Origin of the sequence: Pseudomonas sp. KBN12P06040, assembly GCF_037574965.1 — a bacterium.
Classification (GTDB): Bacteria; Pseudomonadota; Gammaproteobacteria; order Pseudomonadales; family Pseudomonadaceae; genus Pseudomonas; species Pseudomonas aeruginosa.
Window position 1 is genome coordinate 6445360 of the sequence record NZ_JBBELS010000001.1, and the last position, 23428, is coordinate 6468787.

The window sequence follows — 23428 nt, forward strand, 5'->3', positions numbered from 1 at the left end:
CGCCGCTACTGCGGGCGAATGGTGCGCACATTGTCCTTCTTGATCAGGATGGTGTCGCCATTCAGCTGTTCGAACTCGTAGTAGTCATTGTATTTGTCGTAATCCGACTGATCCTTGACCAGGACCTCGCTGCCATCTTGCAAAGTGACCACCGCCTGGTTGGCGCAACCCGCCAGGCTGGTCAGCAGCAATGCAGCGAACAGAGCTTTGAACTTCATAGAATCTCCACACGGGGCAGCGCACTTGCCTACATCCGGAGCGACAAGTGCGGAATTGCCCTTGTGACCGTGGCAATCGAGGGAAATTCCTTAGCACAGCGGCGCTTTGTCGGAGACGAAGCGCCGACGGCGGCGCGCAGGGCCTCCAGGCAGCCTCGCGCGACGTCGGGAAGTCAGCCGAAAAGGCACGTTGCAGAGCCTTTGCGGCGGTTCAGGTTCAGCTCTCCAGCCAGACGTCGCGAGCCCAGACCCACACCGAATCCCAGCTTTCATCGGTGAGGTCGCCATCGGCCCAGAGCACCACCTCGCCGTCCTCCGCCACGCAGTAGTAGCTGCCGTCGTCCTCGCAAAGCGGGATCAGCTCGCGCGGAACGCCCAGGTCCCAGGCAGTGGCCGCCACTTCGGGCAGGTAGGTGTGCGAGTGCGGATCGGTCACGGTCACCGGCTCCAGGCGGCCGTAGACCACATCGCTGACCAGCAGGAGGAATTCGCGGAATTCGGCGGGAATGCCGATCAGCAGCTCTTCCTCGATTTCCACCAGCAGTTCTTCTTCCGGCAGTTCCAGGGGCACCGGAACCGGTTCGTTGAGTTCACGCAGTTTTTCGATGACGTCTTCCACGACAGGCTCTCTCGCAACGGGTGGCGCGCTTTTTATACAGTAGCCGCACCGAGCGCAAGACAAGTGTCGTGGCTGGCCTTCGGCCATGGCGCCGGACGAATGGTCGGTCAACCCGCCAACGGAAATGAAAAACCCCCGCTCCCTGGCGGGAGCGGGGGTTTCGGCGGCCCCCGAAGGGACCGCAACCACTCGGGATCAGTTCTGCCGGATACCGGCCACCAGCCATGGCTGGTTCTCGCCCTGGGCGCGCTCCATCCGCCAGCTTTCGCTGAAGGCTTCGCCCTGGTCGAAGCGCGAGGTCTTCGACACACCGCTGAAGGTCAGGGTGGCGATGGTCTTGTCGGCCTGGTCGTCGACGCCGTCCAGTTGCACGACCAGATTGTCGATGTAGGTGGACTGGTAGGCGTCGCCGATCTCGGCGCGCTCCTGCTTCAGCCATTGCAGCATCTGCGGGGTGACGAACTCGGCGATCTTGTCCATCTCGTTGGCATCCCAATGCTGCTGCAGGGACATGAAGTGTTCGCGAGCGGCACCGACGAAGCGCTCCTCGTTGAACCAGCTCGGCGCGTTGATCACCGGGCTCGGCGCAACGGCGGCAGCGGCGGTGGCGCCACCGAAGATCGGCGCCTGGGCCGGCATTTCGCGCTGCATCGGCGCGTGCCCGGCCATCGCCGGCTGCCCCTGGTTCTGCTGGCGTCGGCGAGCGGCGATGAAGCGGAAGGCAATGAAGGCCACCAGGGCGATCAACAGGATATCGAGCATCTGGATGCCTTCGAAGCCGTCGCCCATGAACATGGAGGCGAGCAGGCCGCCGGCGGCGATACCGGCCAGCGGGCCGAGCCAGCGCGAAGCACCGCTGGCGGCAGCGGCGGGACGGGCGGCGTTGGGGGCGGCAGCAGTGGCGTTCGGCGCAGTGGCCGGCTGCGCCTGGCGGGTCTGGTGGCTGGGTGCCGAGCCGAGGCTCTTGCCGCCGCCGAAGCGCTTGGCATTGGCATCCAGGCTGACGGTCAGCGCCAGGCAGAAGGCGAGGGCGATGCTGAGAACACGCTGCATTGTAGTCTTTCTCTCTTGGGGGAATCGACGCGCGTCATGTTGCGGCGGTACGGGCGGCAGGACCAGCCGGATTTTGTTTCGGGCTATTGCTCCGCGGCCGCCGTTTTTTCGCCCGCCGCGTCTGGCTCGCGGGTCGGCGCCAGGGTACACCGTCGTTGACGAGGATGACAGGCGCTATCCCGGATCGGCGGACGAACGCCCGCCCGGCGGCTGGAAAGGCGCAGCGCAAAGCCTTGCAGAAAGGTCTGTTACAGTTTTTTTCAGTACCCCGATCAAGCACTTGCCAGTGCTAGTCTGCGGCTCTGCGAGGCTTCCCGGTCGCGCGTTTGCCGACCCATTCCCACTCGAGCGAGGACCGCCGCCATGCATGCCGTCGATTTCATCCAGGACCTCGCCGTGATCATGCTGGTGGCCGGTGTGGTCACCATTCTCTTCCACCGCCTGCGCCAACCGGTGGTCCTCGGCTACATCGTCGCCGGTTTCATCATCGGCCCGCACACCCCGCCCTTCGGGCTGATCCACGACGAAGACACGATCAAGACCCTGGCCGAACTCGGGGTGATCTTCCTGATGTTCTGCCTCGGCCTGGAATTCAGCCTGCGCAAGCTCTTCCAGGTCGGCGCCACGGCGTTCATCGCGGCGTTCCTGGAAATCGTCCTGATGATCTGGATCGGCTTCGAGATCGGTCGCTTCTTCGAGTGGAGCACCATGGACTCGCTGTTCCTCGGCGCGATCCTGGCGATCTCCTCCACCACCATCATCGTCAAGGCGCTCGGCGACCTGAAGATGAAGAACGAGCGCTTCGCCCAACTGATCTTCGGCGTGTTGATCGTCGAGGACATCCTCGGCATCGGCATCATCGCCCTGCTGTCGGGAATCGCCGTGAGCGGTTCGGTGGAAACCGGCGAGGTGTTCTCCACGGTCGGCAAGCTCAGCCTGTTCATGATCGTCGCGCTGGTCGTCGGCATCCTCCTGGTGCCGCGCCTGCTGGCCTACGTGGCGAAGTTCGAGAGCAACGAGATGCTGCTGGTCACCGTGCTCGGCCTGTGCTTCGGCTTCTGCCTGCTGGTGGTGAAGCTGGAGTACAGCATGGTGCTCGGCGCCTTCCTGATCGGCGCGATCATGGCCGAGTCTCGCCAGTTGGTGCAGATCGAACGGCTGATCGAGCCGGTCCGTGACATGTTCAGTGCGATCTTCTTCGTCGCCATCGGCCTGCTGATCGATCCGAAGATCCTCGTCGAGTACGCCTGGCCGATCGCCCTGATCACCGTCGCGGTGGTGCTCGGCAAGATGTTTTCCTGCGGCATGGGCGCGTTCATCGCCGGCAACGATGGACGCACCTCGCTGCGGGTCGGCATGGGCCTGTCGCAGATCGGCGAGTTCTCCTTCATCATCGCCGCCCTGGGCATGACCCTGAAAGTCACCAGCGACTTCCTCTACCCGGTGGCGGTAGCGGTCTCGGCCATCACCACCCTGCTCACCCCGTACCTGATCCGCGCCGCCGATCCGCTCTCGCAGCACCTGGCCAACGCCATGCCGCAGCGCATGGCGAGGATCTTCGGCCACTACGGCGACTGGCTGCGCAGCATCCAGCCGCAGGGCGACCGTGCGGTGCTGGCGGCGATGATCCGGCGCATCCTGCTGCAAGTCGGGGTGAACCTGGCGCTGGTGATCGCGATCTTCCTCGCCGGCGGCTATTTCGCCGATACGCTTTCCGCCTGGATGAGCCAGTGGGTCGCCTACGATGGACTGCACAAGGCATTGATCTGGGGCGGCGCGCTGCTGGTCTCGCTGGCCTTCCTGATCGCCGCGTACCGCAAGCTCAAGGCTCTGTCGATGCTGCTGGCCGAACTCGGGGTCAAGCCGGAGAAAGCCGGACGCCATACGGCGCGGGTACGCCGGGTGATCTCCGAGGTGATCCCGCTGCTGTCGCTGGCCGGCATGATGGTGCTGCTGGCTGCGCTCAGCTCGAGCATCCTGCCGCCGGGCGAGTTGCTGGTCGTAGTGGTCCTGGTCGCCGGCCTAGTGATCGCAGTGCTCTGGCGCTGGCTGATCCGCGTGCATTCGCGGATGCAGATCGCCCTGATGGAAACCCTCGACCAGGAAAAGGGCAGCCACTGAGAGCCAAGCGATCCCGGCCTGCCGTCGAATCGGCGGATAACCACGCTGCGGTTATTCGCCCTCGCCTGCACCTGATGTCGCTATCGGACCCTTTGCCCTGAAGGATCGGCGGATTTCCGCTTATCCACTCTCCCGGTCGGCGGACTCCCGCTCGGCCAAGACCACCCCGCTCCTCTTCCAACCCAGTCCCCACGCGGCTTTCCCGCGTTGGCACGGCACCTGCTATCGAGCCATCCAATACGTCGCCCTCGCGATGTGCCGGTGTGCTGCGCCCTGATCAGCACATCCAAGACAACAACGAAAAGAGGAAACACGATGGAAAGCGCCAACGCCATTTCCGCGTCTGCCCAGCCCCGCACCACTTCGCAACGCATCAAGTCGATCTTCAGCGGTTCCGTCGGCAACCTGGTCGAGTGGTACGATTGGTACGTCTACGCCGCCTTCTCGCTGTACTTCGCCAAGGCATTCTTCCCCCAGGGCGACATGACCGCCCAACTGCTGAACACCGCAGCTATCTTCGCCGTGGGCTTCCTGATGCGCCCGATCGGCGGCTGGCTGATGGGTATCTATGCCGACCGCAAGGGCCGCAAGGCGGCGTTGCTGGCCTCGGTGCTGCTGATGTGCTTCGGCTCGCTGATCATCGCCCTGACCCCCAGCTACGAAACCATCGGCGTCGCCGCGCCGATCCTGCTGGTGGTCGCGCGCCTGCTCCAGGGCCTGTCGGTCGGCGGCGAATACGGCACCTCCGCCACCTACCTGAGCGAGATGGCGAACAAGGAACAGCGCGGGTTCTTCTCCAGCTTCCAGTACGTGACCCTGATTTCCGGCCAGCTCATCGCCCTGGCGGTGCTGATCGTCCTGCAACAGACCCTGACCGTAGAACAACTGGAAAGCTGGGGCTGGCGCGTCCCCTTCTTCATCGGCGCGCTGTGCGCAGTGGTGGCGATGTTCCTGCGTCGCGGCATGGAAGAGACCGAGTCCTTCTCGAAGAAGAAGGAAGAGCCGAAGGAAAGCCTGCTGCGCACCCTGCTGCGCCACCCGAAGGAAGTGCTGACCGTGGTCGGCCTGACCATGGGCGGCACCCTGGCCTTCTACACCTACACCACCTACATGCAGAAGTACCTGGTGAACACGGTAGGCATGAGCAAGACCGATTCGACCATGATCTCGGCTGCCACCCTGTTCCTCTTCATGCTGCTGCAGCCCATCGTCGGCGCCCTCTCCGACAAGATCGGCCGGCGGCCGATCCTGATCGCCTTCGGCGTACTCGGCACCATCTTCACCTACCCGATCCTCAGCACCCTGCACAGCGTCGACAGCTGGTGGGGCGCGTTCTTCCTGATCATGGCGGCGCTGGTGATCGTCAGCGGCTACACCTCGATCAACGCGGTAGTGAAGGCCGAACTGTTCCCCACCGAGATCCGCGCCCTGGGCGTCGGCCTGCCGTATGCCCTGACCGTGTCGATCTTCGGCGGCACCGCCGAATACGTTGCCTTGTGGTTCAAGAGCGTCGGCCTGGAGAGCGGCTTCTACTGGTACGTCACCGCCTGCATCGCCTGCTCGCTGCTGGTCTATGTGTTCATGAAGGACACCCAGAAGCACTCGAAGATCACGACCGATTGATTGAGCCTCGTGCTCATGGCCCCGACACACTCCGGGCCTTTTTATCCACAGGACGGCGACCTTCGGGTCGCCGTCCTGCTTTTTGGCGCGGCAACCGATTTCCCCACACCCGCCGGCTGTTGGTCCACGGCACGGCATCCCGACCGGAACCCTAGGGCGCGCAACGCCGGCGGAGTAATCCGCCGGTGCCCCTGCGTTCCACGGCGGATAACCGCAAGCGGTTATTCACCCTGCGGCTCGTCATTCCGGCGGGGCTGGAACCTTGGCGCGTAAACGCCGATCTCCTCGCGTTCCCACGGCGGAACAGCGCAAGGGGCCTGCCGTCCCCAGGCAGCGAGGCCCCGTCTGCGAGACCTACCGGGAATAAAAAAACCGCGCTCGAAGGCGCGGCTCTTTTCGTTGTCGGCGAACCGCCTCAGCGGCGCTTCTCGATCTTGAAGAAGAACATCTTGGTCGCCTGGCGGGCGACGATCTTGCCACCGCTGACACGCGGCTCGAAACGCCACTTGGCCATGGCCTGGCGCACTTCGCGGTCGAACATGCGCGACGGCACCGACTCCAGCACCTGGATGTCGTCAATGCGGCCATCGCTGGTGATGGTGAACAGCACCTTCACCCGGCCTTCGATACCCCGCGCCTGGGCCATCCGCGGATAGACCGGAGGATCCATGCGCAGCGGCTTGATGTCGCTGTCGTTGAGGCTGCCGCTGGGCAGGCCGGCCGGGCCTTGCGAGCCGCTGGGCGCAGTCTGCGCGCCGGGCGTGCTCTGCCCGACGGTAGGCGCGGGCGGCGGCGCGGCGCTGGACGGGCTGGGCTGGCTGGATGCTTCCGTGCTCGGCTCGGGTTCCGGCTTGGGTTTGGGTTCCGGCTTCGGCTTGGCCTTGGGAATGGCGTTTTCCACCGGTTTGGGCTTGGGTTTCGGCTTGGGCTTGGGTTTTTCCACCGGCTTCGGCTTCGGCGGCTCCGGCTTGGGTTCCTCGATCTTCGGCGGCGTCGGTTCCGGCGCGGCAGCCGGCGGCTGCGGGGTCGGCTCGGCCTTCTTCTCGAGCTGGACGAAATTCACCTGCATGGTCTTCGGCAGTTCGCCGTGGCCAAGGTTGAGTTCGGCCGGGGTCGGCATCACCCACACCAGCGCACCGATGATCGCCACATGCATCGCCACCGCCGCGCCGGAAGACAGCCACCAGCGCGACTTGGGCGGCTCGCCGGGGACGTCGTCGGGATCGCTGCCATGGGCGTAGGGGATCAGCACTTCCTCGACCGCCACTTCCTCGTCGCGGCGCGCACCGGAGCAGTCCACCACGCGCAGGTTGGGTTCTCCGCGCTGGGCATTCACGCATGGCAGGGACTCGCTTTCGTCTCCCTGGGCGGGAGCGGTGGGGTGGTCTTCGGCGAGCGCGGCCAGCGAAAAACGGTCAGGCGACCGTGAAGGCTGTGGCGACATGAGGGCGACCTGCGGAGAAGTGAAAGGTAAGGAAGTAGAGTCTTCTGATAATTATTATCATTCAGTCGCGTCCTCAGGGCAACCTTGGCGGATCATTCCGCGACCATCCGACACGCCAGGAACGCCTCTTCGAGCGCCTCTTCATCCGCGCCTGCGGCGAGGATCAGTTCCAGCCGATTATCCCGCCGCCACGAGGACTTGCCCCAGTTATCCACAAACGGCGCGGCATTCGCTGCATACCAACCGTCCGCGCAATGCAGCACCGCCTTGGCCCGCCGCAGTCCGGACAAACGGCTCAGCCAGGCGTCCACTGCGACCCGATCGAAACGCACCGACGGCGCCAGCCGCCAGCCGATGGCCAACTGGCCGTCCTGCTCGCGCACGGCGCGCAGCGGTCGCTCGGCGGGCAGCACCGTTCCCAACTGAGCAGGCGCGTCCGGCAGGGCCGCCCAGGTCGTCGCGCTACCTTCCCCGGCAACGCTGGTCGGCAGATCGCGCAATGCCAGGTGGCCGCGCACGCTCCAGCGCAACGGCAGGACCGGCAGGCGCGCGCGCACGGCGCAGCGCTGCGTCGCGTCGAGCGCTTCGGATTTGTTCAGCAGCAACATGCCGGCCGCTTCCAGCGCCTGTTCCTGTGCCTCCGGCAGCGGTTGGCCGGAGGCCAGCGCGGCGGCATCCAGCACCACTACCAGGGGTTGCAGGGCCAGGACGCCGGACCAGGGAGGAGCCTGCAGCTGCTTCCACAGCGCCAGCGGATGTCCCAACCCGGAGGGTTCGATGAACAGCCGGTCCGGTCGTGCCCGACGCAACAAGCGACCGAGCCCCACCTGGAACGGCACGCCATTGACGCAGCAGAGGCACCCGCCCGCCACCTCGCCGATGGCCACGCCGTCGACGTCCGTGGCCAGCAGCGCGGCATCCAGGCCGATCTCGCCGAACTCGTTGACCAGCACCGCCCAGCGCTCGCCCGCCGGCTTCTGCGCCAGCAGCGAGCGGATCAGGCTGGTCTTGCCGGCCCCCAGGGGGCCGCCGATCAGGTGTGTGGGTATCTCTCGAAGCATCTGCGCAACCGGAATGTGAAAGCCTGTGGATCAATGCGGTCCTTGCCTGCGGGGAGCCAGGCCCCATGCTAGAGTCGCGCCCGTCTGCAATGGAGTCCTCGCATGCGTCCGTTCCTGTTCTTCCTGTCCTGCCTGCCGGGCCTGGCCCTGGCCGAAGCCTGCATCGTCCATAGCCAGGCGAAGAATCTCGATGTGAAGGTCTGCCAGCAGAACCGCAGCATCCCGGCCAAGCTGTTCCGCGAAGGCTTCTGCCAGCCACAACTGCAGGGCCAGAAGGTCGAGGTGGCGTTCGCCGAGGAGTGTCCGACGGGCGCCTTCGGTGTCTGCCGCGACGCCAGGGTACCCAACGCGCCCTATCGGCAGGACATCTTCTACTACGGCATCGCGACCGACGCACGCTACCTGGAGCCGTTCTGCGCCAGCCAGAGCCAAGGCCGCTGGGAAGAGCCTAGCGCCGCGAAAAAGCCCTGAGCGCGTCATCAGCCTGTCACAGCGTCCGGGCTAAATGGGAGTCGGGTACCTCAGCACCCTTCGTCCCCATCCCCAAGGTAGGACGACTTTTTGGTGATAGGCCATCTGCGGATGGCCTTTTTTTATTCCTCGAAAGACACTTGTCCACAGGCTCAGGCAAGCCAGTCCAGGGTCAACAGCAGGCGCGCCAGCCCGGGCTCCGCTCGCGGCGAGCGATGCACCAGTCCGGCACCTTCGTTACCCTCCCAGCGTTCGCCCTTGAGCAGCGCCACGTCGCCTGTGGACAAGCTATGGATAAGCTGTTCATCGACAACGTCCGCCTGTGCTCCACCAAGCAGCCGACGGTCCAGGCCGGACTCGTCCAGCCATTCGCTGGCAGCGCCCTGGTAGGTGGTGACCAGCCGCAGCGGCACGTGGTCGACATGGAAACGCGGGCACATCGGTTTATCCAGAACGCGCAGGCGCAGGCCGATACGCCGCGCCCCGGTCAGGCAAAAGAAGGCCTCGACCAGCCAGCCCAGGTCGTCGAGGAAATCGGCTTGTCCCGGCAGTTGCCGCGCGTCGAGCAGGCCGTCCAAGGCGGGTAGCCGTTCCTCTTCCATCTCCAGCGTCTGGCTCAGCGCCAGTCCCGGCCGGTTGCGTACCAGGGCGGCGGCGAAGTCGCGCAGCGCCGGGTTCAGCCGGCGTGTCCAGACCGCCAGGTTGACCCCGTCGCGAAGCACCTCGGCCAGCACCTGGGGGTCTTCGCCGAACGCCTGGCGCGGCAACAGACTTTCCTGTGGCAGTGCGCTCATGCGGCGTGCCCCCAGTCCTCGAAGGGGTCGTCCAGGCCCTGCCAGCCCGGAATGCCCAGGTTCATCTCGGCATCATCCAGCAGGCAAGCATCGAGGGCTGCGCGCAGGGCCGTGAAGTCCAGGTTCTGGCCGATGAAAACCAGCTCCTGGCGACAGTCGCCGACGCCTTCCTCCCAGTGCCGCATGATCGCCCGCAGGCCCTCTTCGTCCTGTGGCCACTGTCCGGTCGGCACGAAGCGCCACCAGCGGCCCGCCAGGCCGTAGCGCATCAGGCCGCCGGCCTGCGACCAGCTGCCAGCCTCGCGGGGCCGGCTGGCGAGCCAGAAGAAGCCCTTGGAGCGCAGCAGCCGCCCCTGCTTCAGCGGATTGTGCAGGAAGGCGTGGAAGCGCGCGGGGTGGAACGGACGGCGCGCCCGGTAGGCCATGGAGGCGATGCCATATTCCTCGGTTTCCGGCAGGTGCTCGCCGCGCAGTTCCTTCAGCCAGCCCGGCGCGGACGCCGCGCGATCGAAATCGAAGCGACCGGTATCGAGGATCTTCGCCAGCGGCACCTGACCCATCACCATCGGCAGGATCTCCGCCTCGGCATTGAGCTGGCGCAGGATCGCCAGCAGTTCCTCGCGCTGCTCGCTGGAGATCAGGTCGATCTTGCTGACCAGGATCACATCGGCGAATTCGACCTGGTCGATCAGCAGGTCGGTGATCGAGCGCTGATCCTCCTCACCGAGGGTTTCGCCACGGCTGGCCAGGCTGGCGGCCTCCTGGTAGTCGCGGAGGAAATTCATCCCGTCGACCACCGTGACCATGGTATCCAGTCGCGCCACGTCGGACAGGCTGCGGTCCAGCTCGTCGCGGAAGGTGAAGGTCTCGGCCACCGGCATCGGTTCGGAAATCCCGGTGGACTCGATCAGCAGGTAGTCGAAGCGGCCTTCCCGGGCGAGACGGCCGACCTCTTCCAGCAGGTCTTCGCGCAGGGTGCAGCAGATACAGCCGTTGCTCATCTCCACCAGGCGCTCTTCAGCGCGGTTCAGGCTGACATCGCGCTGGACTTCGCTGCCATCGATATTGATTTCACTCATATCGTTGACGATCACCGCAACCCGGCGGTTCTCGCGGTTCTTCAGCACATGGTTGAGCAGCGTGCTCTTGCCGGCGCCGAGAAAGCCGGACAGCACGGTGACAGGTAGGCGTTGGTTCACGGTTGGTAACCTCTTCAGTTGTGCCGCACGTGGCGTTCGCGCTTCTCCTGGCGCTCTTTCGCCTCGATGCAGAGGGTGGCGGTGGGACGCAACAGCAGGCGGCGCAGGCCGATCGGCTCGCCGGTTTCCTGGCACCAGCCGTAGTCGCCGCGGGCCAGGCGCTCCAGCGCTTCGTCGATCTTGTCGAGCAGCTTCTTCTCCCGCTCCAGCAGGCGAAGTTGCCATTGCCGCTGTTCCTCGCGGGAAGCCAGGTCGGCCTCGTCGCTGGGGCGTTCGAGATCGCGCAGCTCGCCGAATTCGCCTTCGATGCGCGCCTGCAGTTCCTGGCGCTGGCGCAGCAGCAGGTCGCGGAAGAAGTCCTGCTGGGCTTCGTCCATGTAGGCAGCGTCGGGTTGGGCAAGCAGTTCCTGTTCGGTCATAGGCTGAACCTGGGAAATTTAAAACGTTATACTATAACAATTAACACCACAATCGATGGCCCGCCAATCGCCTTCCGGCTACCCTGGGCCCACGTCATCCCGGGATCCACCGATGCGCCGCGTCCTCCGCCTTTACTGCCTGGCCCTCCTGCTGCTCGCTCCGGCGGCACAGGCGCAGGGCTTTCTTCCCGGCACCCGCCCGGCGGAATGCGCTTACCTGCGCACCGTTCTGGCCTGCATGGATCGGCTGGGCAACCACTACAGCGTCGCCACCGGCGGCAACGACACCTGGTTGCGCGGCTACGACGCGGCGAGCGGACGACGCTGGGCCCAGACCAATACGCGCTACGGGCGCCTGACCTTCTTCAGCGGCATCGCCAGCGACGGGGAAATCTGGGTCGGCCTCAGCCGCAACATCGGCTGGACCAGCGTCAGCCGCCTGAGCAGTTCATCGGGCCAGCGCCAACGCCTGACCTGCGGGCGGGTCAGCGGCTGCAGCGAAGGCCCTAGCCGGGAGGCTGCGCGCTGAGCGCCGCCAGGTAGCTGCCGGCGGGAGGGCGTTGCCGGAAGTAGCCCTGCACGCCAGCGAAGATCGCCTCGGCCAGGCGCTGGCGATGGCGTTCGTCCATCAACCGGCGACAATCGCCGCGATTCGAGATGAAGCCGGTCTCCACCAGGATCGAAGGGATGTCCGGCGACTTGAGCACGGCGAAGCCGGCCTGCTCGACACGCTTCTGGTGCAGCGCGGTGACGTCCGACAACTGGCCGAGAACGCTGTGGCCGAGGTCCAGGCTGCTGGCGATGGTCGAACTCAGGGCCATGTCGAGGATCACCCCGGCGAGTACCTTGTCGCGGCCCTGTAGCGGCAGGTTGCCGCTGTTGCCGATCAGGTCGGCGCCGTTCTCGCGATCGGCCATCCAGCGCGCCATGGTCGAGCTGGCGCCATGCTCGGAGAGGGCATATACCGATGCGCCGGAGGCGGTCAGTCGCGGCGCCGCGTCGGCGTGCACCGAGACGAACATGTCGGCGTTGTAGCGCCGAGCCACTTCCGGCCGCTTGCGCAGCGGAACGAACACGTCGCCGTTGCGCACCAGGCGCGCCTTGAAGCCTTTCTCGCGGTCGATCCGCCGCGCCAGCAGGCGGGCGATGGCCAGCGCCACGTCCTTTTCGCGCTCGCCCTTGCTACCGACCGCGCCGGGGTCCTTGCCGCCATGGCCGGCATCGACCACCACGAGGATGTCGCGGCCCGTCGAGGGTAGCGGGCGGGCCAGCGCCAGCATCGGCTCGGGGGGCGCCGCCAGCGCCTGTGGATAAAGGTCTAGGACCAGGCGATGACCCTTTCCTGCCTGCGGTTCCAGGGCGAAGCTGCGCGGCCTGACCGCCTGGCGCAGGTCGAGGACGATGCGCGTCCCGCCGCCACCCAGTTGGCCGCTGCGGATGGCGCGCACGGGGCCGTCCAGCGGCAGCTCGGAGAGCGTTGCGAGCAATTGCGCGTCGGGCAGGTCGAGGATCAACCGCTCGGGGGCCTGCAGGGAAAAGGTTCGATAACGCGGCGGGCCGTCCAGTTCCAGCACCAGGCGCCAGCTTTCCGAGGAGTTCCAGGCGCGGGCCTGGCGGATTCGTACATTGGCGCTGGCGGCCAGGAACGGCTGGAGGGCCAGGCCGGCGAGCAGGCTTTGCAGGAGGCGACGGCGCTTCATCGACGAAATACCCGATTGCAAGGGTCGGCATTAGCTAATACGTTATATTATAACATTTAAGCCATTTCCAGGCCTTGCCTGCCCTTCTTCGAGTTCTCCATGAATGCCTTGACGCTTCCCGATATTGCCCGCCAGACCACCACCGCCGATCTTCCCCTGGACTGGGTCGGCATGCAGGGCATCGCCCTCCCCGTGCAGATCGGCGGGCAGAGGGTCGCCGCCGAAGCCGATGCCGGTGTCAGCCTGGACGACCCGCAGGCCCGCGGCATCCATATGTCGCGCCTCTACCTGGCGCTGGCCGAACTGGAACAGGGCGAGCTGGACCTTTCCTGCCTGCGCGCCGTCCTGCAACGCTTCCTCGACAGCCACGCCGGCCTGTCGCGTCGCGCCTACCTGCGCCTGCGCCTCGCGCCGCTGCTGCGGCGTCCGGCGCTGGTCAGCCCGCTGAGCGGCTGGAAACGTTATCCACTGGTGCTGGACACGCGCCTGGAAGGCGATGACTTCCAGGCCGAAGTCCATCTCGAGCTGACCTACTCCTCGACCTGCCCCTGTTCGGCGGCACTGGCCCGGCAATTGATCCAGGAGCGCTTCGACCAGGACTTCGCCGGACAGCCGCTCGATCATGCCAGCGTGCTCGCCTGGCTCGGCAGCAGCGCCGGCATCGTCGCCACCCCGCACAGCCAGCGCAGCAGCGCACACCTGCGCATCGGCCTGGCGGAAGACTGCATCGGACTGCCCCTGGAAGAGCTGGCGGATCTCGGCGAAAGCGCCCTCGGCACCGCGGTGCAGACTGCGGTGAAACGCGCCGACGAGCAGGCCTTCGCCCTCGCCAACGGACAGAACCTGATGTTCTGCGAAGACGCGGTGCGTCGGCTGCACCGCGCCCTGCAGGGTTATCCACAGGCGAGCCGGTTCTCCGTACGGGTCGTCCATGCGGAAAGCCTGCATGCCCACGACGCCGTCGCCGAAAGCCACTGGCAGCGAGGTGCCGCATGATCCGCAAGAATCCCTCCGGCGACCTGCCGGTGATCGACGAATCGGCCTATGTGGACAAGACCGCAATCATCTGCGGCAAGGTGATCATCCAGGCCAACGTCTTCGTCGGTCCCTACGCGGTGATCCGTGCCGACGAAGTCAACGCCGACGGCGGCATGCAACCGATCGTGATCGGCGCCAACTCGAACATCCAGGACGGCGTGGTGATCCATTCCAAGTCGGGTGCCGCGGTGACCATCGGCGAGCACAGCTCCATCGCCCACCGCTCCATCGTCCACGGTCCTTGCGAAGTCGGCGACCGGGTCTTCATCGGCTTCAACAGCGTGCTGTTCAACTGCCGGGTCGGCGATGGCTGCGTGGTCCGCCACAACGCGGTGGTCGACGGCTGCGACCTGCCAGCGGGTTTCTACGTCCCGTCCACCGAGCGCATCGGTCCGCGCACCGACCTGGCGAGCATGCCGCGGGTCAGCGTTTCCGCCAGCGAGTTCTCGGAAGACGTGGCGCGCACCAACGTCGACCTGGTACGCGGCTACAAGTCACTGCAGAACGAGTTCTGAACATGCAAAGCCTGCTGATCCGCAATGCCCGGATGGTCAACGAGGGGCAGGTACGCGAAGGCGATCTGCTGGTCCGCCACGGTCGCATCGAACGCATCGCCGGCTGCCTGGAAAACTGCGGCGCCAGCCGGGAGATCGATGCCGCCGGACGCTACCTGCTGCCGGGAATGATCGACGACCAGGTGCACTTCCGCGAGCCGGGTTATCCACAGAAGGGCTCGATCGCCAGCGAATCCCGCGCCGCCGTGGCGGGCGGCATCACCAGTTTCATGGACATGCCCAATACCCGCCCGGCGACGCTGAGCCTCGAAGCGCTGGCGGAAAAGAAGCGCCTCGCCGCCGCCCATAGCGTGGCCAACTACGGTTTCCACTTCGGCGTCAGCCGCGACAACCTCGACACCGTGGCCGCCCTCGATCCACGCGAGGTCGCCGCGGTGAAGGTGTTCATGGGCGCCTCCACCGGCGACATGCTGGTGGACGACCTGCCGACCCTGGAGCGCCTGTTCGCCAGCGTTCCGACCCTGCTGCTGAGCCATTGCGAAGACACGCCGCGGATCGAAGCCAACCTCGCGCGCTGGCGACAACGCTTCGGTGAACGTATTCCGGCAGCCGCCCACCCGCGCATTCGCGACGCCGAGGCTTGCTACCGTTCCACCGCCCTGGCGGTGGAACTGGCGCAACGGCATGGCACGCTGCTGCATGTCCTGCACTTATCCACAGCGCGTGAACTGGCCCTGTTCGAGGACAAGCCGCTGTGCCAGAAACGCATCACCGCGGAAGTCTGCGTCCACCATCTGCTGTTCGACGACAGCGACTACGCCCGCCTCGGCCATCTGCTCAAGTGCAACCCGGCGATCAAGAGCCGCGAGGACCGCGACGCCCTGCGCAGGGCGCTGGCCGGCAACCGCCTGGACGTGATCGGCACCGACCACGCGCCGCACGCCTGGGCCGAGAAGCAGCAGGCTTATCCACAGGCGCCGGCCGGCCTGCCACTGGTCCAGCATGCGTTGCCGGCACTCCTGGAGCTGGTCCGCGAAGGCTGGCTGTCGCTGGCCACCCTGGTGGCGAAGACCAGCCACCGGGTCGCCGAACTGTTCGCCATCGCCGATCGCGGTTTCCTCCGCGAAGGCTACTGGGCCGACCTGGTGCTGGTCAGCGAACTGGAGCACCCGGCGCTGGCCAGCGCCATGCCGCTGCTGTCGCGCTGCAACTGGACGCCGTTCCGCCACCGGGCATTCCACCATCGGATCGATACCACCATCGTCTCCGGGCAACTCGCCTGGCACGCGGGACGCCTGTCCGACGATTGCCAGGGACTGCCCCTGCGGTTTTCCCGCTGAAGTCTTGTCCACAGACTGCTGTGGATATCCGTTCGCCCACGGCCCTAGCGCAGGGCTTTCACCGCCGCGCCAAGGAAGGCATAGGTCTCCTCCTCGCGATCGTCCATCTCCGGCTTCGGCCAGGCGCTCCAGACCACCGCCACGATCTTCTCCTTGCGGTTGATGTAGAGGTACTGGCCGAAGATGCCCTGGGCTTCGAAGGCCCCGCCGTCATGCTCGGGCAGGGCCTTGGCGCCCACCGGGAAGGTCCACCACTGGTAGCCGTAGCCGAGCGCGTATTCGCCATCGTAGAGCTTGCCCGGGGCCAGGTGGGAAGAAGCCTCGACGCGACTGGCACGATCGACCCAACCCTCGGGAAGGATACGTTCGCCATCGATCACCCCATCTTCGAGGACGAACTGGCCGAAGCGGCCATAGTCGCGCAGGGTCGCGCTCAAGCCGCTGCTGCCGATCTCTTGCCCGGCCGGCGATTCCAGTTGCCAGAAGCCGTCGCTCTCCATGCCCATCCGCGCCCAGATCCGCTCGGACAGGTAGTCGCTCACCGGAATGCGGGTCGCCGCGTGCAGCAGCTCGCTCTGCAGGTGCGACTCGCCGGTGCTGTAGGTGAAGTGGGTACCGGTCGGGTACTGCCGCGGCAGGCTCGCCAGCAGCCGCAGGATGCCACCGGGACGTTCGGCGAGCTGGGCGTCGAACATCTGCCGGCGGTCGGACTTCGGATCGCGATAGGTCTCGTTCCAGCGGACCCCGGAACTCATCTGCAGGACCTGCTCCACCGTAACCCCCTGGTAGGCGGAGCCGGCCAGGCTCGGCAGGTACTTGTCCACAGGCTGGTCGAGAGCCAGCAGGCCCTGCTGCACGGCGGCGCCCACCAGGGTCGAGGAGATCGACTTGACCACCGAGAACGAGGTCCAGCGCGTGCGTTCGTCGTTGCCCAGGCCGTAGCGCTCCAGGGCGACCTTGCCATCCTTGAGGACCAGCACGCCGCCAACGCGGTTGCGCCGCATAAAATCGTCGACGCCGTATTCCTCGCCGCCGATCCGGTAGCGCGGCGCGATGGCCGCACCCGCCGGCAGCGGACGGACCTTGGTCCCTTTGTGGATAACCCGGGTCGGATAGACCTTGTCCATGTTCCGATAGGTGTCCGGCTGGTATTCCGGGATCAGTTCATAGAGATCGGCGGCACGGCCGATCCGCGGGTTTTCCACAGCCGCGTCGGCGCCGGCCGAGCCGCTTGCCGAGACGAACAGCGCCAGCAGGGCCGGCCGGAAGACGGATATACAGCTACGCATGGACGTTTTCCTTATGACCGGAAGCAGCTCCGGCTTCGTCGTTTTTATGGATGTGGACTGGCGTCGCAGGGTTATCCACAGGACGTTCAGTCGCTCGGGTCCCGTATCGGACACGCCCAGAGTTCGACCGCCGGGCGCTCAGGGTCCGGCGGACCGATCCAGCGCGCCAGCGCATCGCAGCGCCCCTGACGGCAGATCCGGTAGTCGCCGGCCTCCGGCGTGCGCCCCAGTCGCAAAGGTTGCAGCGGCGGCAACCCACGGCGGTAATGCCAGGCGCCGTCACGCAGCACGGCGCCCTCGGGAATCTCCATCCCCGCCCCGCTGCCCCGCACCCGGGCCTCTTCCAGCAGCAGGCCGCGCTCGCTCAGGCGATAGTCTTCTTCCCAGAGCACCTTCTCGACCGTGTGTTGCCAGGCCAGGGTGAACGACTGCAGCGGCAGCGTCGCCCAGACGCTGCCGGCCATGCCCAGGCACAGCGCGATCACGCCACCGCCTCGCGCGCACGCTGGCGCCAGAGGTGCCAGCCGATCACCAGCGCGCCGAGGACGAAGCCCAGCTCGTCGCTGATCGGCAAGGCCAGGACCAGGCTGGCTCCCGCGGCGAACGCCACCAGGCGCTCCCACCAGGCCAGCGGCCCCTGCAGGTAGCCGATGGAAGCCATGCCCCACAGGCCGATGGCCAGCACCGCCTTGCAGGTGACATAGAGCGTCGCCCCCCAACCGCCTTCCTGCAGCATCAGCGCCGGGGAATACACCGCCATGAACGGCACCACGAAACCCGCCAGGGCGATGCGCACCGCCCAGAAGCTGATCTTCAATCCCCTTTCCTTGGCGATCGGCGCCGCCGCGAAGCAGGCCAGCGCCACCGGAGGGGTGAGGTCGGCGAGGATGCCGAAGTAGAAGACGAACATGTGCGAGACGATCAGCGGCACCCCCAGTTCCAGCAGCGCCGGCGCGGCGATGGAGCTGGTGATGATGTAGTTGGGGATGGTCGGGATGCCCATTCCCAGGACCAGGCAGGTGACCATGGTCAGGACCAGCGACAGCAGCAGGTTCTCCCGTCCCAGGTCGAGCACGTAGCTGGCGAAGGTGGTGGCGATGCCGGTCAGCGAAATCACCCCGATGATGACTCCCACCAGGGTGCAGGCGATGCCCACCGGAATCGCATGTCGCGCACCTTCTGCGAGGGCGCGGACGCAGATGCGCAGGGTTTCCCGGCCGCCACGGACGAACCAGCAGGCCAGGGCCAGGGCCGCGATCACAACGAAGATCACTCCGATGCCGAGGCGGAAGAACCCCGCGCAGAGCAGCCCCAGCGCCACCCAGAAGGCGATGCGCAGGCCGAGCGAGGACACCCGCAGGATGATCGCCGAACCGAGGATGACGATGGCGGTCAGCGCCAGGCCGATGGTTCCGGAGAACAGCGGCGTGCGCCCGGAGAACAGCAGCGCGATCAGCACCAGCAACGGAATCAGCAGGAACCAGCGCTCGCGGACGGCACCCCAGGCGCTCGGACACTGCTCGCGCGGCAGGCCCTTGAGGTCGGCCCGGCGGGCCTCGAGATGGACCATCCAGTACACCGAGCCGAAATACAGCAAGGCCGGGATCAGCGCCGCCTTGGCGATCTCCACGTAGGGGACGTTGATGGTCTCGGCCATGATGAACGCCACCGCCCCCATCACCGGCGGCATCAGTTGGCTGCCCATGCTCGCGGTCGCCTCGACGCCGCCGGCGAACGCCGGCTTGTAGCCGAAACGCTTCATCAGCGGGATGGTGAACTGTCCGGTGGTGACCACGTTGGCCACGCCGGAGCCGGTGATGGTGCCCATCAGCGCCGAGGAGAATACCGAGACCTTGGCCGGCCCGCCGACCCGGTGGCCGAACAGGCCCATGGCGAAATCGGTGAACAGGCGGATCATGCCGGCCTGCTCGAGGAAGGCGCCGAACAGGATGAACAGATAGATGTAGGTTGCCGACACGTAGGTCGGCGTGCCGTAGAGACCTTCGGTACCGAACGACAGCTGGTTGACGATCTGGTCGAAGCCGTAGCCGCGGTGGGCCAGGTCGCCCGGCAGGTGTTCGCCGAACAGGCCATAGGCAAGAAACAGCGCGCAGATGATCGGCAAGGCGATGCCCATCACCCGTCGCGCCGCCTCGAAGACCAGGACGATCAGCACCACGCCGACGACCATGTCGGCCTGGGTCAGCTCTCCGGAGCGCTGGATCAGGTCGGCCTCGAAAACCCACTGGTAGACCGCCGTGCCCAGGCCGGCCATGCCCAGCAACCAGGCCAACGGCTGCCAGGGGCGACGTATGCCGAAGGCGGGATAGCTGATGTACACCACCAGCAACAGCAGTCCGACGTGCATTGCCCGCAGGACCTGGGTGGAAATCAGGGGAAAGGCCGCGGTGACGACCTGGAACACGGAAAAGGCCAGGGCCACGGCGAACAGCGCGCGCGGCCAGTTTTCCGCCTCGAGGTGCAGCCCGTTCTGATGATCGCTCATGCATCGACTCCCTACAGCCGGAAACGCGGGGAACCCGGTCCGCCGCACGGACCGGGGCTACGGAGAAACGAGCCTCACTCGGGCAGTACGCCCTTCTCCTTGTAGAAGCGCTCGGCGCCGGGATGCAGCGGAATCGGCAGGTTCTTCGCCGCCTTGTCCAGGGCGATGTCCTTGGCGGCAGCATGGGCGGTGACCAGGCGCGGCAGGTTGTCGAACATCAGCTTGGTCATCTGGTAGGCCAGCTCGTCGCTGACCCCGGAGTGGCTGACCAGGATATTGTCGATCGCCACCGTCGGCACGTCCTGCTCCTGGCCGTCGTAGGTGCCGGCGGGAATGCTCGCGGCGTGGTAGGCCGGGCTGTCGATCTTCGCCACCACGTCCGCCGGGATCGCGACGAAGGTGATCGGCATGGTCGAGGCCAGGTCGCGGATGGCCGCCATGCCCAAGCCGGAGGATTGCAGCGTAGCGTCGAGCTGGCGGTTCTTGATCAGCTCCACCGACTCGGCGTAGGGCAGGTACTCCACCTTGCCCATGTCCTCGTAGCTCAGGCCGGCGGCCTTGAAGATCGCCCGGGCGTTCAGCTCGGTACCGCTCTTGGGCGCGCCCACCGAAATGCGTTTGCCTTTCAGGTCGGCCAGGGTCTTGATGCCCGAGGCTTGGCTGGCCACTACCTGGATATAGTTCGGATAGGTATTGCCGATAGCCCGCAGCTTTTTCAACGGCGCCTTGAAGCCGGCGTCGGCGACCCCGTTCCAGGCGTCGGCGACCGAGTCGCCCAGCGCCAGCGCCAGTTCTCCACGCCCGGCCTGCAGCAGGTTGAGGTTCTCGACCGAGGCCTTGGTGGCCTGCACCGAGGTTTTCGCGCCCTGGATATCGTGCCCGTAGATCTGCGAGAGGCCGACCCCTATGGGGTAATAGACCCCGCTGGTGCCGCCGGTGAGGATATTGATGAAGGTCGGCGCGGCGAAGACCGCGGTACTGAAGGTCACCGTTGCGGCAAGCGTGAAAAGACCGAAGCGTCTGCTCAGCGACATGGGAAGTCTCCTGTTCTTATCGTTGTTGTCGCGCTGTCGCGGAAGCGTCCCGGCTTCCCTCGACCGCGCAGGACTTCGTGCAGACTAGACCGCCCCGCCACGCAGGACAATCCGCAAGGACCGATTGCGCGACCGGCTCCGCAAGGGAGCCGGTCGCCGGCGTTCAGGCGTACAGGTCGCGCCGCGACCAGGGCAGCTCGTGGGAGCCATCCTCGTGGGGGCGAATGGCGAGGATCTGGTGCAGGTTGATCCAGCCGCGCTTGAAGCCGTAGGCACATCCGGCCAGGTACAGCCGCCAGATCCGCAGGGTTTCCTCGGGCACCAGGCGAGCCGCCTCCTTCAGCCTGGCTTCCAGGTTGGCGCTCCAAAAGTCCAGGGTCCGGGCGTAGTGCAGACGCAGGCTTTCCACGTCGACTACTTCCAGCCCGGCTTCGCTCATCCGCGCCACCGCCAGCGACAGGTGCGGCAGCTCGCCGTGGGGAAACACGTAGCGATCGATGAAGTCGCCGGCCCCCTTGCCCACCGGGCGGCCGTCGGTGTAGCGCGAGGTGATGCCGTGGTTCATCACCAGGCCGCCGGGACGCACCGCATCGTACAGTTGCTGGAAGTACAGCCCCAGGTTGGCGTGCCCGACGTGCTCGAACATGCCGACGCTGACCACCTTGTCGAAGCGACCATCGCGCGGCAGGTCGCGGTAGTCCAGCAGCTTGAGGGTGACCCGGTCCTCCAGGCCTTCGGCCTTGACCCGCTTCCGCCCGAGCGCCAGCTGCTCCTTGCTCAATGTGATGCCAGTGACCTCGACGCCGAACTCGCGAGCGGCCAGGCGCGCCAGGCCCCCCCAGCCGCAACCGACATCGAGCAGCTTCTCGCCCGGCTGCAAACGCAGCTTGCGGCACAGGTGACGGAGCTTGGCCAGTTGCGCGGTGGCGAGGTCTTCCTTGCCGGTCTCGAAATAAGCGCAGGAATAGACCATTTCCGGATCCAGCCAGAGCTGGTAGAAATCGTTGGACAGGTCGTAGTGGTAATGGATGGCTTCGGCGTCGGTGTCCTTGTCGTGGCTTTCGCGAACCGGCGGCGCGCCGCCATCGGGTTCGCCGAGCGCTTCGCTGAGGGCATCGCCGATACCGATGACCTGGCTGATCGGTCCTTCGATGTCGAGACGCTTCTCGACGTAGGCCTTGCCCAGCGCATCGAGGCTGGGATGGGTGATCTCGGTTAGCAGCGAGGGATCGCGAATGACCATGGTTACCTGTGGATCCGGCCCCAGATCGAACGCCTGAGCATCGCCGATGCGGATCCGCAACGGCAGTTGCAGGGACAGCAACTCAGAGGGGAGCTGTGCAATCATGCCAAACCTCCTGGTCACAAGACGGAATCACTATAGTCCAGTACCTTGATAGAGTTTTGCTATCGGCTACTTAGCCTCCTATCTATCGATGCAAAACCCCTGAACACTCGGATTCAGGTTAGCAGCCAGTCTGCCTATGAATAATTGACAGTTTTGATATACAAACTTTCCCTTGCTGCAATAACGGAACGACGCATAGTCCGTGTCAAAGGAAAGGAAGCGATATAAGGAACGCCGATGAACGAGACCGTGTCCCTCGAAACACGCGAAGTACGCTTTCTCTCCGTGTTCGACTTCGACGGTACGCTGACATACCGAGACAGCTTCGTGCCCTTCCTGCGCTTCGCCTTCGGCAACCGAGTGTTCGTCCGCCGCATGCTGCGCATGGCAGGACCCAGCCTGGCCTATCTCTGCCGGCGTATCGGCCGCGACGACCTGAAGGCGCGCCTGATCGCCACCTTCCTCACCGATGTGCCCGTACATGTGCTGGAAGAGCGGGCGCTGGCCTACCAGAACCGCTTCTGGGAAACACTGATGCGTCCCCACGCATTGACCGCGGTGGCCGACCAGGTCAGCAGCGGCAGCACCGTGACCATCTGTTCCGCCTCCCCTTCGCTGCTACTCAGGCCGTTCGCCGAGAAGCTCGGCGTGCACCTGATCGCCACCGAGCTGGAAGTGGTAGACGGCGTACTGACCGGCAGGATCGTCGGCCGCAACTGCCGGCGCGACGAGAAAGTCTGCCGCCTGGAGCGGCACTACGGTCCGCTGACCCAATACTCCCTACGCGCCTGGGGCGACTCGCGCGGCGATACGGAACTGCTGGCGGCGGCGCTGGAGCGCTTCTGGAAACCGTTCCGCTGACCTGTTGCCGGGTATGGTCTGGTCCGAGTATCAATCCAAAGTGGGAACCAAACCGGGGCGAATGTCGCGATATCCGGCAGGAGAGCAGAATTCGGCTAACGTTCCGATAGGGTAGTTTCTCCTGCGCTCCCAAGCCCGGGCGGTTCCGCTTGCGGCGATACTCCGAAGCCTTCTTCGATGAAATCGTGCACTGGCGCCCGGAATCTCGCTTCGTTCCCTTCTTTTCTCCCCGCCGTTCCCGCACCAGCCACACAACCATCCCCTCCATAGCCCGAGCGGTTCAGCCCTGGCGCCGGCTCCGCGAGCCGGCGCCCCCTTGGCGTTCGTCCGCTCATTCAGCCAAAGAGAACATCATGAACCAGAAAATTTCCCCGCCTTCACAGAAGCTCGACGGCCTGTTCCTGCTGGCCCTGTCGATGGCCGTGTTCTTCGTCGGCGTGACCGAGTTCATGCTGTCCTCCATGCTCGGGCCGCTGGCGCAGGCGTTCCACACCACCACCAGCGGCGCCGCCTGGCTGATCTCCAGCTACGCGTTCTCCTATGCGATCGCCGCGCCGTTGCTGGGCTACTTCTCCGACCGCATGCAACGCAGGAAGCTGCTGCTGCTCGCCCTGATCCTCTTCGCGGTCGATACTCTGGCCATCGTCATCGCCCCGACCCTGGAAATTGCCGTCGTCCTGCGGGTAATCGGGGGCATCGCCTCGGCAATCATCATCCCGACCACCTTCGCCCTGGTCGCGGAAGTGGTCGCCCCGCAAAGACAGGCCGGTGCCAT

Annotated in this window: 23 protein-coding genes; 9 read left to right on the plus strand and 14 right to left on the minus strand. The window is 65.7% G+C overall.

The window, feature by feature from the left end:
- Nucleotides 1-5: 5 nt before the first annotated feature.
- The 3 genes from VQ067_RS30300 to VQ067_RS30310 all read right to left on the minus strand — a co-directional run bounded on the left by VQ067_RS30300 (nt 6) and on the right by VQ067_RS30310 (nt 1890).
- Nucleotides 6-218: a YgdI/YgdR family lipoprotein gene (locus VQ067_RS30300; protein ID WP_003097061.1), complete on the minus strand. Its 213-nt coding sequence runs from the start codon at nt 216-218 to the stop codon at nt 6-8.
- 217 nt (nt 219-435) lie between these two features.
- Nucleotides 436-837, minus strand: coding sequence for an SMI1/KNR4 family protein (locus VQ067_RS30305; protein WP_003099687.1), 402 nt, complete (start codon nt 835-837; stop codon nt 436-438).
- A gap of 195 nt (nt 838-1032) precedes the next feature.
- Complete coding sequence (locus VQ067_RS30310; protein WP_003109134.1) at nt 1033-1890, minus strand: Tim44 domain-containing protein; 858 nt, start codon at nt 1888-1890, stop codon at nt 1033-1035.
- A gap of 363 nt (nt 1891-2253) precedes the next feature.
- On the opposite strand from VQ067_RS30310, the gene VQ067_RS30315 reads away from it, so the two are divergent.
- Both VQ067_RS30315 and VQ067_RS30320 read left to right on the plus strand, forming a co-directional pair.
- Nucleotides 2254-4011, plus strand: a complete 1758-nt coding sequence (locus tag VQ067_RS30315) for a cation:proton antiporter (protein WP_009316041.1) — start codon at nt 2254-2256, stop codon at nt 4009-4011.
- 315 nt (nt 4012-4326) lie between these two features.
- Entirely contained in the window at nt 4327-5634 is a 1308-nt protein-coding gene (locus tag VQ067_RS30320) for an MFS transporter (RefSeq protein WP_003109136.1), read from the plus strand.
- Between the two features lie 415 nt (nt 5635-6049).
- Here the strand turns inward: VQ067_RS30320 and tonB1 are convergent, their stop codons facing one another.
- Both tonB1 and VQ067_RS30330 read right to left on the minus strand, forming a co-directional pair.
- Nucleotides 6050-7078 carry an energy transducer TonB1 gene (gene tonB1 / locus VQ067_RS30325; protein WP_003136512.1) on the minus strand — a complete coding sequence of 343 codons (1029 nt, stop codon included), beginning with the start codon at nt 7076-7078 and terminating at the stop codon, nt 6050-6052.
- A gap of 92 nt (nt 7079-7170) precedes the next feature.
- Nucleotides 7171-8139: a CobW family GTP-binding protein gene (locus VQ067_RS30330; RefSeq protein ID WP_003122315.1), complete on the minus strand. Its 969-nt coding sequence runs from the start codon at nt 8137-8139 to the stop codon at nt 7171-7173.
- A gap of 102 nt (nt 8140-8241) precedes the next feature.
- Here VQ067_RS30330 and VQ067_RS30335 point away from each other — a divergent pair, with 102 nt between their 5' ends.
- Nucleotides 8242-8610: a hypothetical protein gene (locus VQ067_RS30335; RefSeq protein ID WP_003097081.1), complete on the plus strand. Its 369-nt coding sequence runs from the start codon at nt 8242-8244 to the stop codon at nt 8608-8610.
- A gap of 152 nt (nt 8611-8762) precedes the next feature.
- Here VQ067_RS30335 and VQ067_RS30340 read toward each other — a convergent pair whose 3' ends face one another.
- The 3 genes from VQ067_RS30340 to dksA are packed head-to-tail and all read right to left on the minus strand — an operon-like array spanning nt 8763 to nt 11022.
- Nucleotides 8763-9404, minus strand: a complete 642-nt coding sequence (locus tag VQ067_RS30340; RefSeq protein ID WP_033989977.1) for a DUF1826 domain-containing protein — start codon at nt 9402-9404, stop codon at nt 8763-8765.
- A complete protein-coding gene (zigA, locus tag VQ067_RS30345; RefSeq protein WP_003097084.1) occupies nt 9401-10603 on the minus strand; it encodes a zinc metallochaperone GTPase ZigA in 1203 nt (400 codons plus the stop codon). Before zigA ends, VQ067_RS30340 begins: the two co-directional genes overlap by 4 nt.
- 14 nt (nt 10604-10617) lie before the next feature.
- A complete protein-coding gene (gene dksA, locus VQ067_RS30350) occupies nt 10618-11022 on the minus strand; it encodes an RNA polymerase-binding protein DksA (protein ID WP_003097086.1) in 405 nt (134 codons plus the stop codon).
- Nucleotides 11023-11134: 112 nt separating this feature from the next.
- Between dksA and VQ067_RS30355 the strand changes: the two genes are divergently transcribed.
- Nucleotides 11135-11551 (plus strand): hypothetical protein, encoded by a 417-nt coding sequence (locus VQ067_RS30355; protein WP_003097088.1) that lies wholly within the window; start codon nt 11135-11137, stop codon nt 11549-11551.
- Here VQ067_RS30355 and VQ067_RS30360 read toward each other — a convergent pair.
- Nucleotides 11529-12722: an N-acetylmuramoyl-L-alanine amidase gene (locus tag VQ067_RS30360; RefSeq protein ID WP_003097089.1), complete on the minus strand. Its 1194-nt coding sequence runs from the start codon at nt 12720-12722 to the stop codon at nt 11529-11531. The two genes, VQ067_RS30355 and VQ067_RS30360, sit on opposite strands and share 23 nt — an antisense overlap.
- 99 nt (nt 12723-12821) lie before the next feature.
- Here VQ067_RS30360 and folE2 point away from each other — a divergent pair, with 99 nt between their 5' ends.
- The 3 genes from folE2 to VQ067_RS30375 are packed head-to-tail and all read left to right on the plus strand — an operon-like array spanning nt 12822 to nt 15615.
- The gene (gene folE2 / locus VQ067_RS30365) at nt 12822-13718 is read left to right on the plus strand and encodes a GTP cyclohydrolase FolE2 (protein ID WP_009316045.1); all 897 of its coding nucleotides are present in this window, start codon (nt 12822-12824) and stop codon (nt 13716-13718) included.
- Nucleotides 13715-14275, plus strand: a complete 561-nt coding sequence (locus tag VQ067_RS30370; protein ID WP_003097094.1) for a gamma carbonic anhydrase family protein — start codon at nt 13715-13717, stop codon at nt 14273-14275. Before folE2 ends, VQ067_RS30370 begins: the two co-directional genes overlap by 4 nt.
- 2 nt (nt 14276-14277) lie before the next feature.
- Complete coding sequence (locus tag VQ067_RS30375; protein WP_003097095.1) at nt 14278-15615, plus strand: dihydroorotase; 1338 nt, start codon at nt 14278-14280, stop codon at nt 15613-15615.
- A gap of 44 nt (nt 15616-15659) precedes the next feature.
- On the opposite strand, the gene VQ067_RS30380 is transcribed toward VQ067_RS30375, so the two are convergent.
- From VQ067_RS30380 to cfaB, 5 genes are all read right to left on the minus strand, one after another.
- Nucleotides 15660-16904, minus strand: coding sequence for a serine hydrolase domain-containing protein (locus tag VQ067_RS30380; protein ID WP_015503897.1), 1245 nt, complete (start codon nt 16902-16904; stop codon nt 15660-15662).
- A gap of 86 nt (nt 16905-16990) precedes the next feature.
- Complete coding sequence (locus VQ067_RS30385; RefSeq protein WP_003109142.1) at nt 16991-17389, minus strand: DUF1850 domain-containing protein; 399 nt, start codon at nt 17387-17389, stop codon at nt 16991-16993.
- Nucleotides 17386-19410 (minus strand): TRAP transporter permease, encoded by a 2025-nt coding sequence (locus tag VQ067_RS30390; protein ID WP_003097101.1) that lies wholly within the window; start codon nt 19408-19410, stop codon nt 17386-17388. The genes VQ067_RS30385 and VQ067_RS30390 overlap by 4 nt, the downstream gene beginning before the upstream one ends.
- Nucleotides 19411-19484: 74 nt before the next feature.
- Nucleotides 19485-20444: a TAXI family TRAP transporter solute-binding subunit gene (locus VQ067_RS30395; RefSeq protein WP_003097103.1), complete on the minus strand. Its 960-nt coding sequence runs from the start codon at nt 20442-20444 to the stop codon at nt 19485-19487.
- Between the two features lie 163 nt (nt 20445-20607).
- The gene (cfaB, locus tag VQ067_RS30400) at nt 20608-21792 is read right to left on the minus strand and encodes a C17 cyclopropane fatty acid synthase CfaB (RefSeq protein WP_003109143.1); all 1185 of its coding nucleotides are present in this window, start codon (nt 21790-21792) and stop codon (nt 20608-20610) included.
- A gap of 237 nt (nt 21793-22029) precedes the next feature.
- On the opposite strand from cfaB, the gene VQ067_RS30405 reads away from it, so the two are divergent.
- Nucleotides 22030-22653 carry an HAD-IB family phosphatase gene (locus VQ067_RS30405; protein WP_003097106.1) on the plus strand — a complete coding sequence of 208 codons (624 nt, stop codon included), beginning with the start codon at nt 22030-22032 and terminating at the stop codon, nt 22651-22653.
- 353 nt (nt 22654-23006) lie between these two features.
- Nucleotides 23007-23428, plus strand: a 422-nt coding sequence (locus tag VQ067_RS30410) for an MFS transporter (protein WP_340080957.1), incomplete at its 3' end; no start/stop codon positions are given.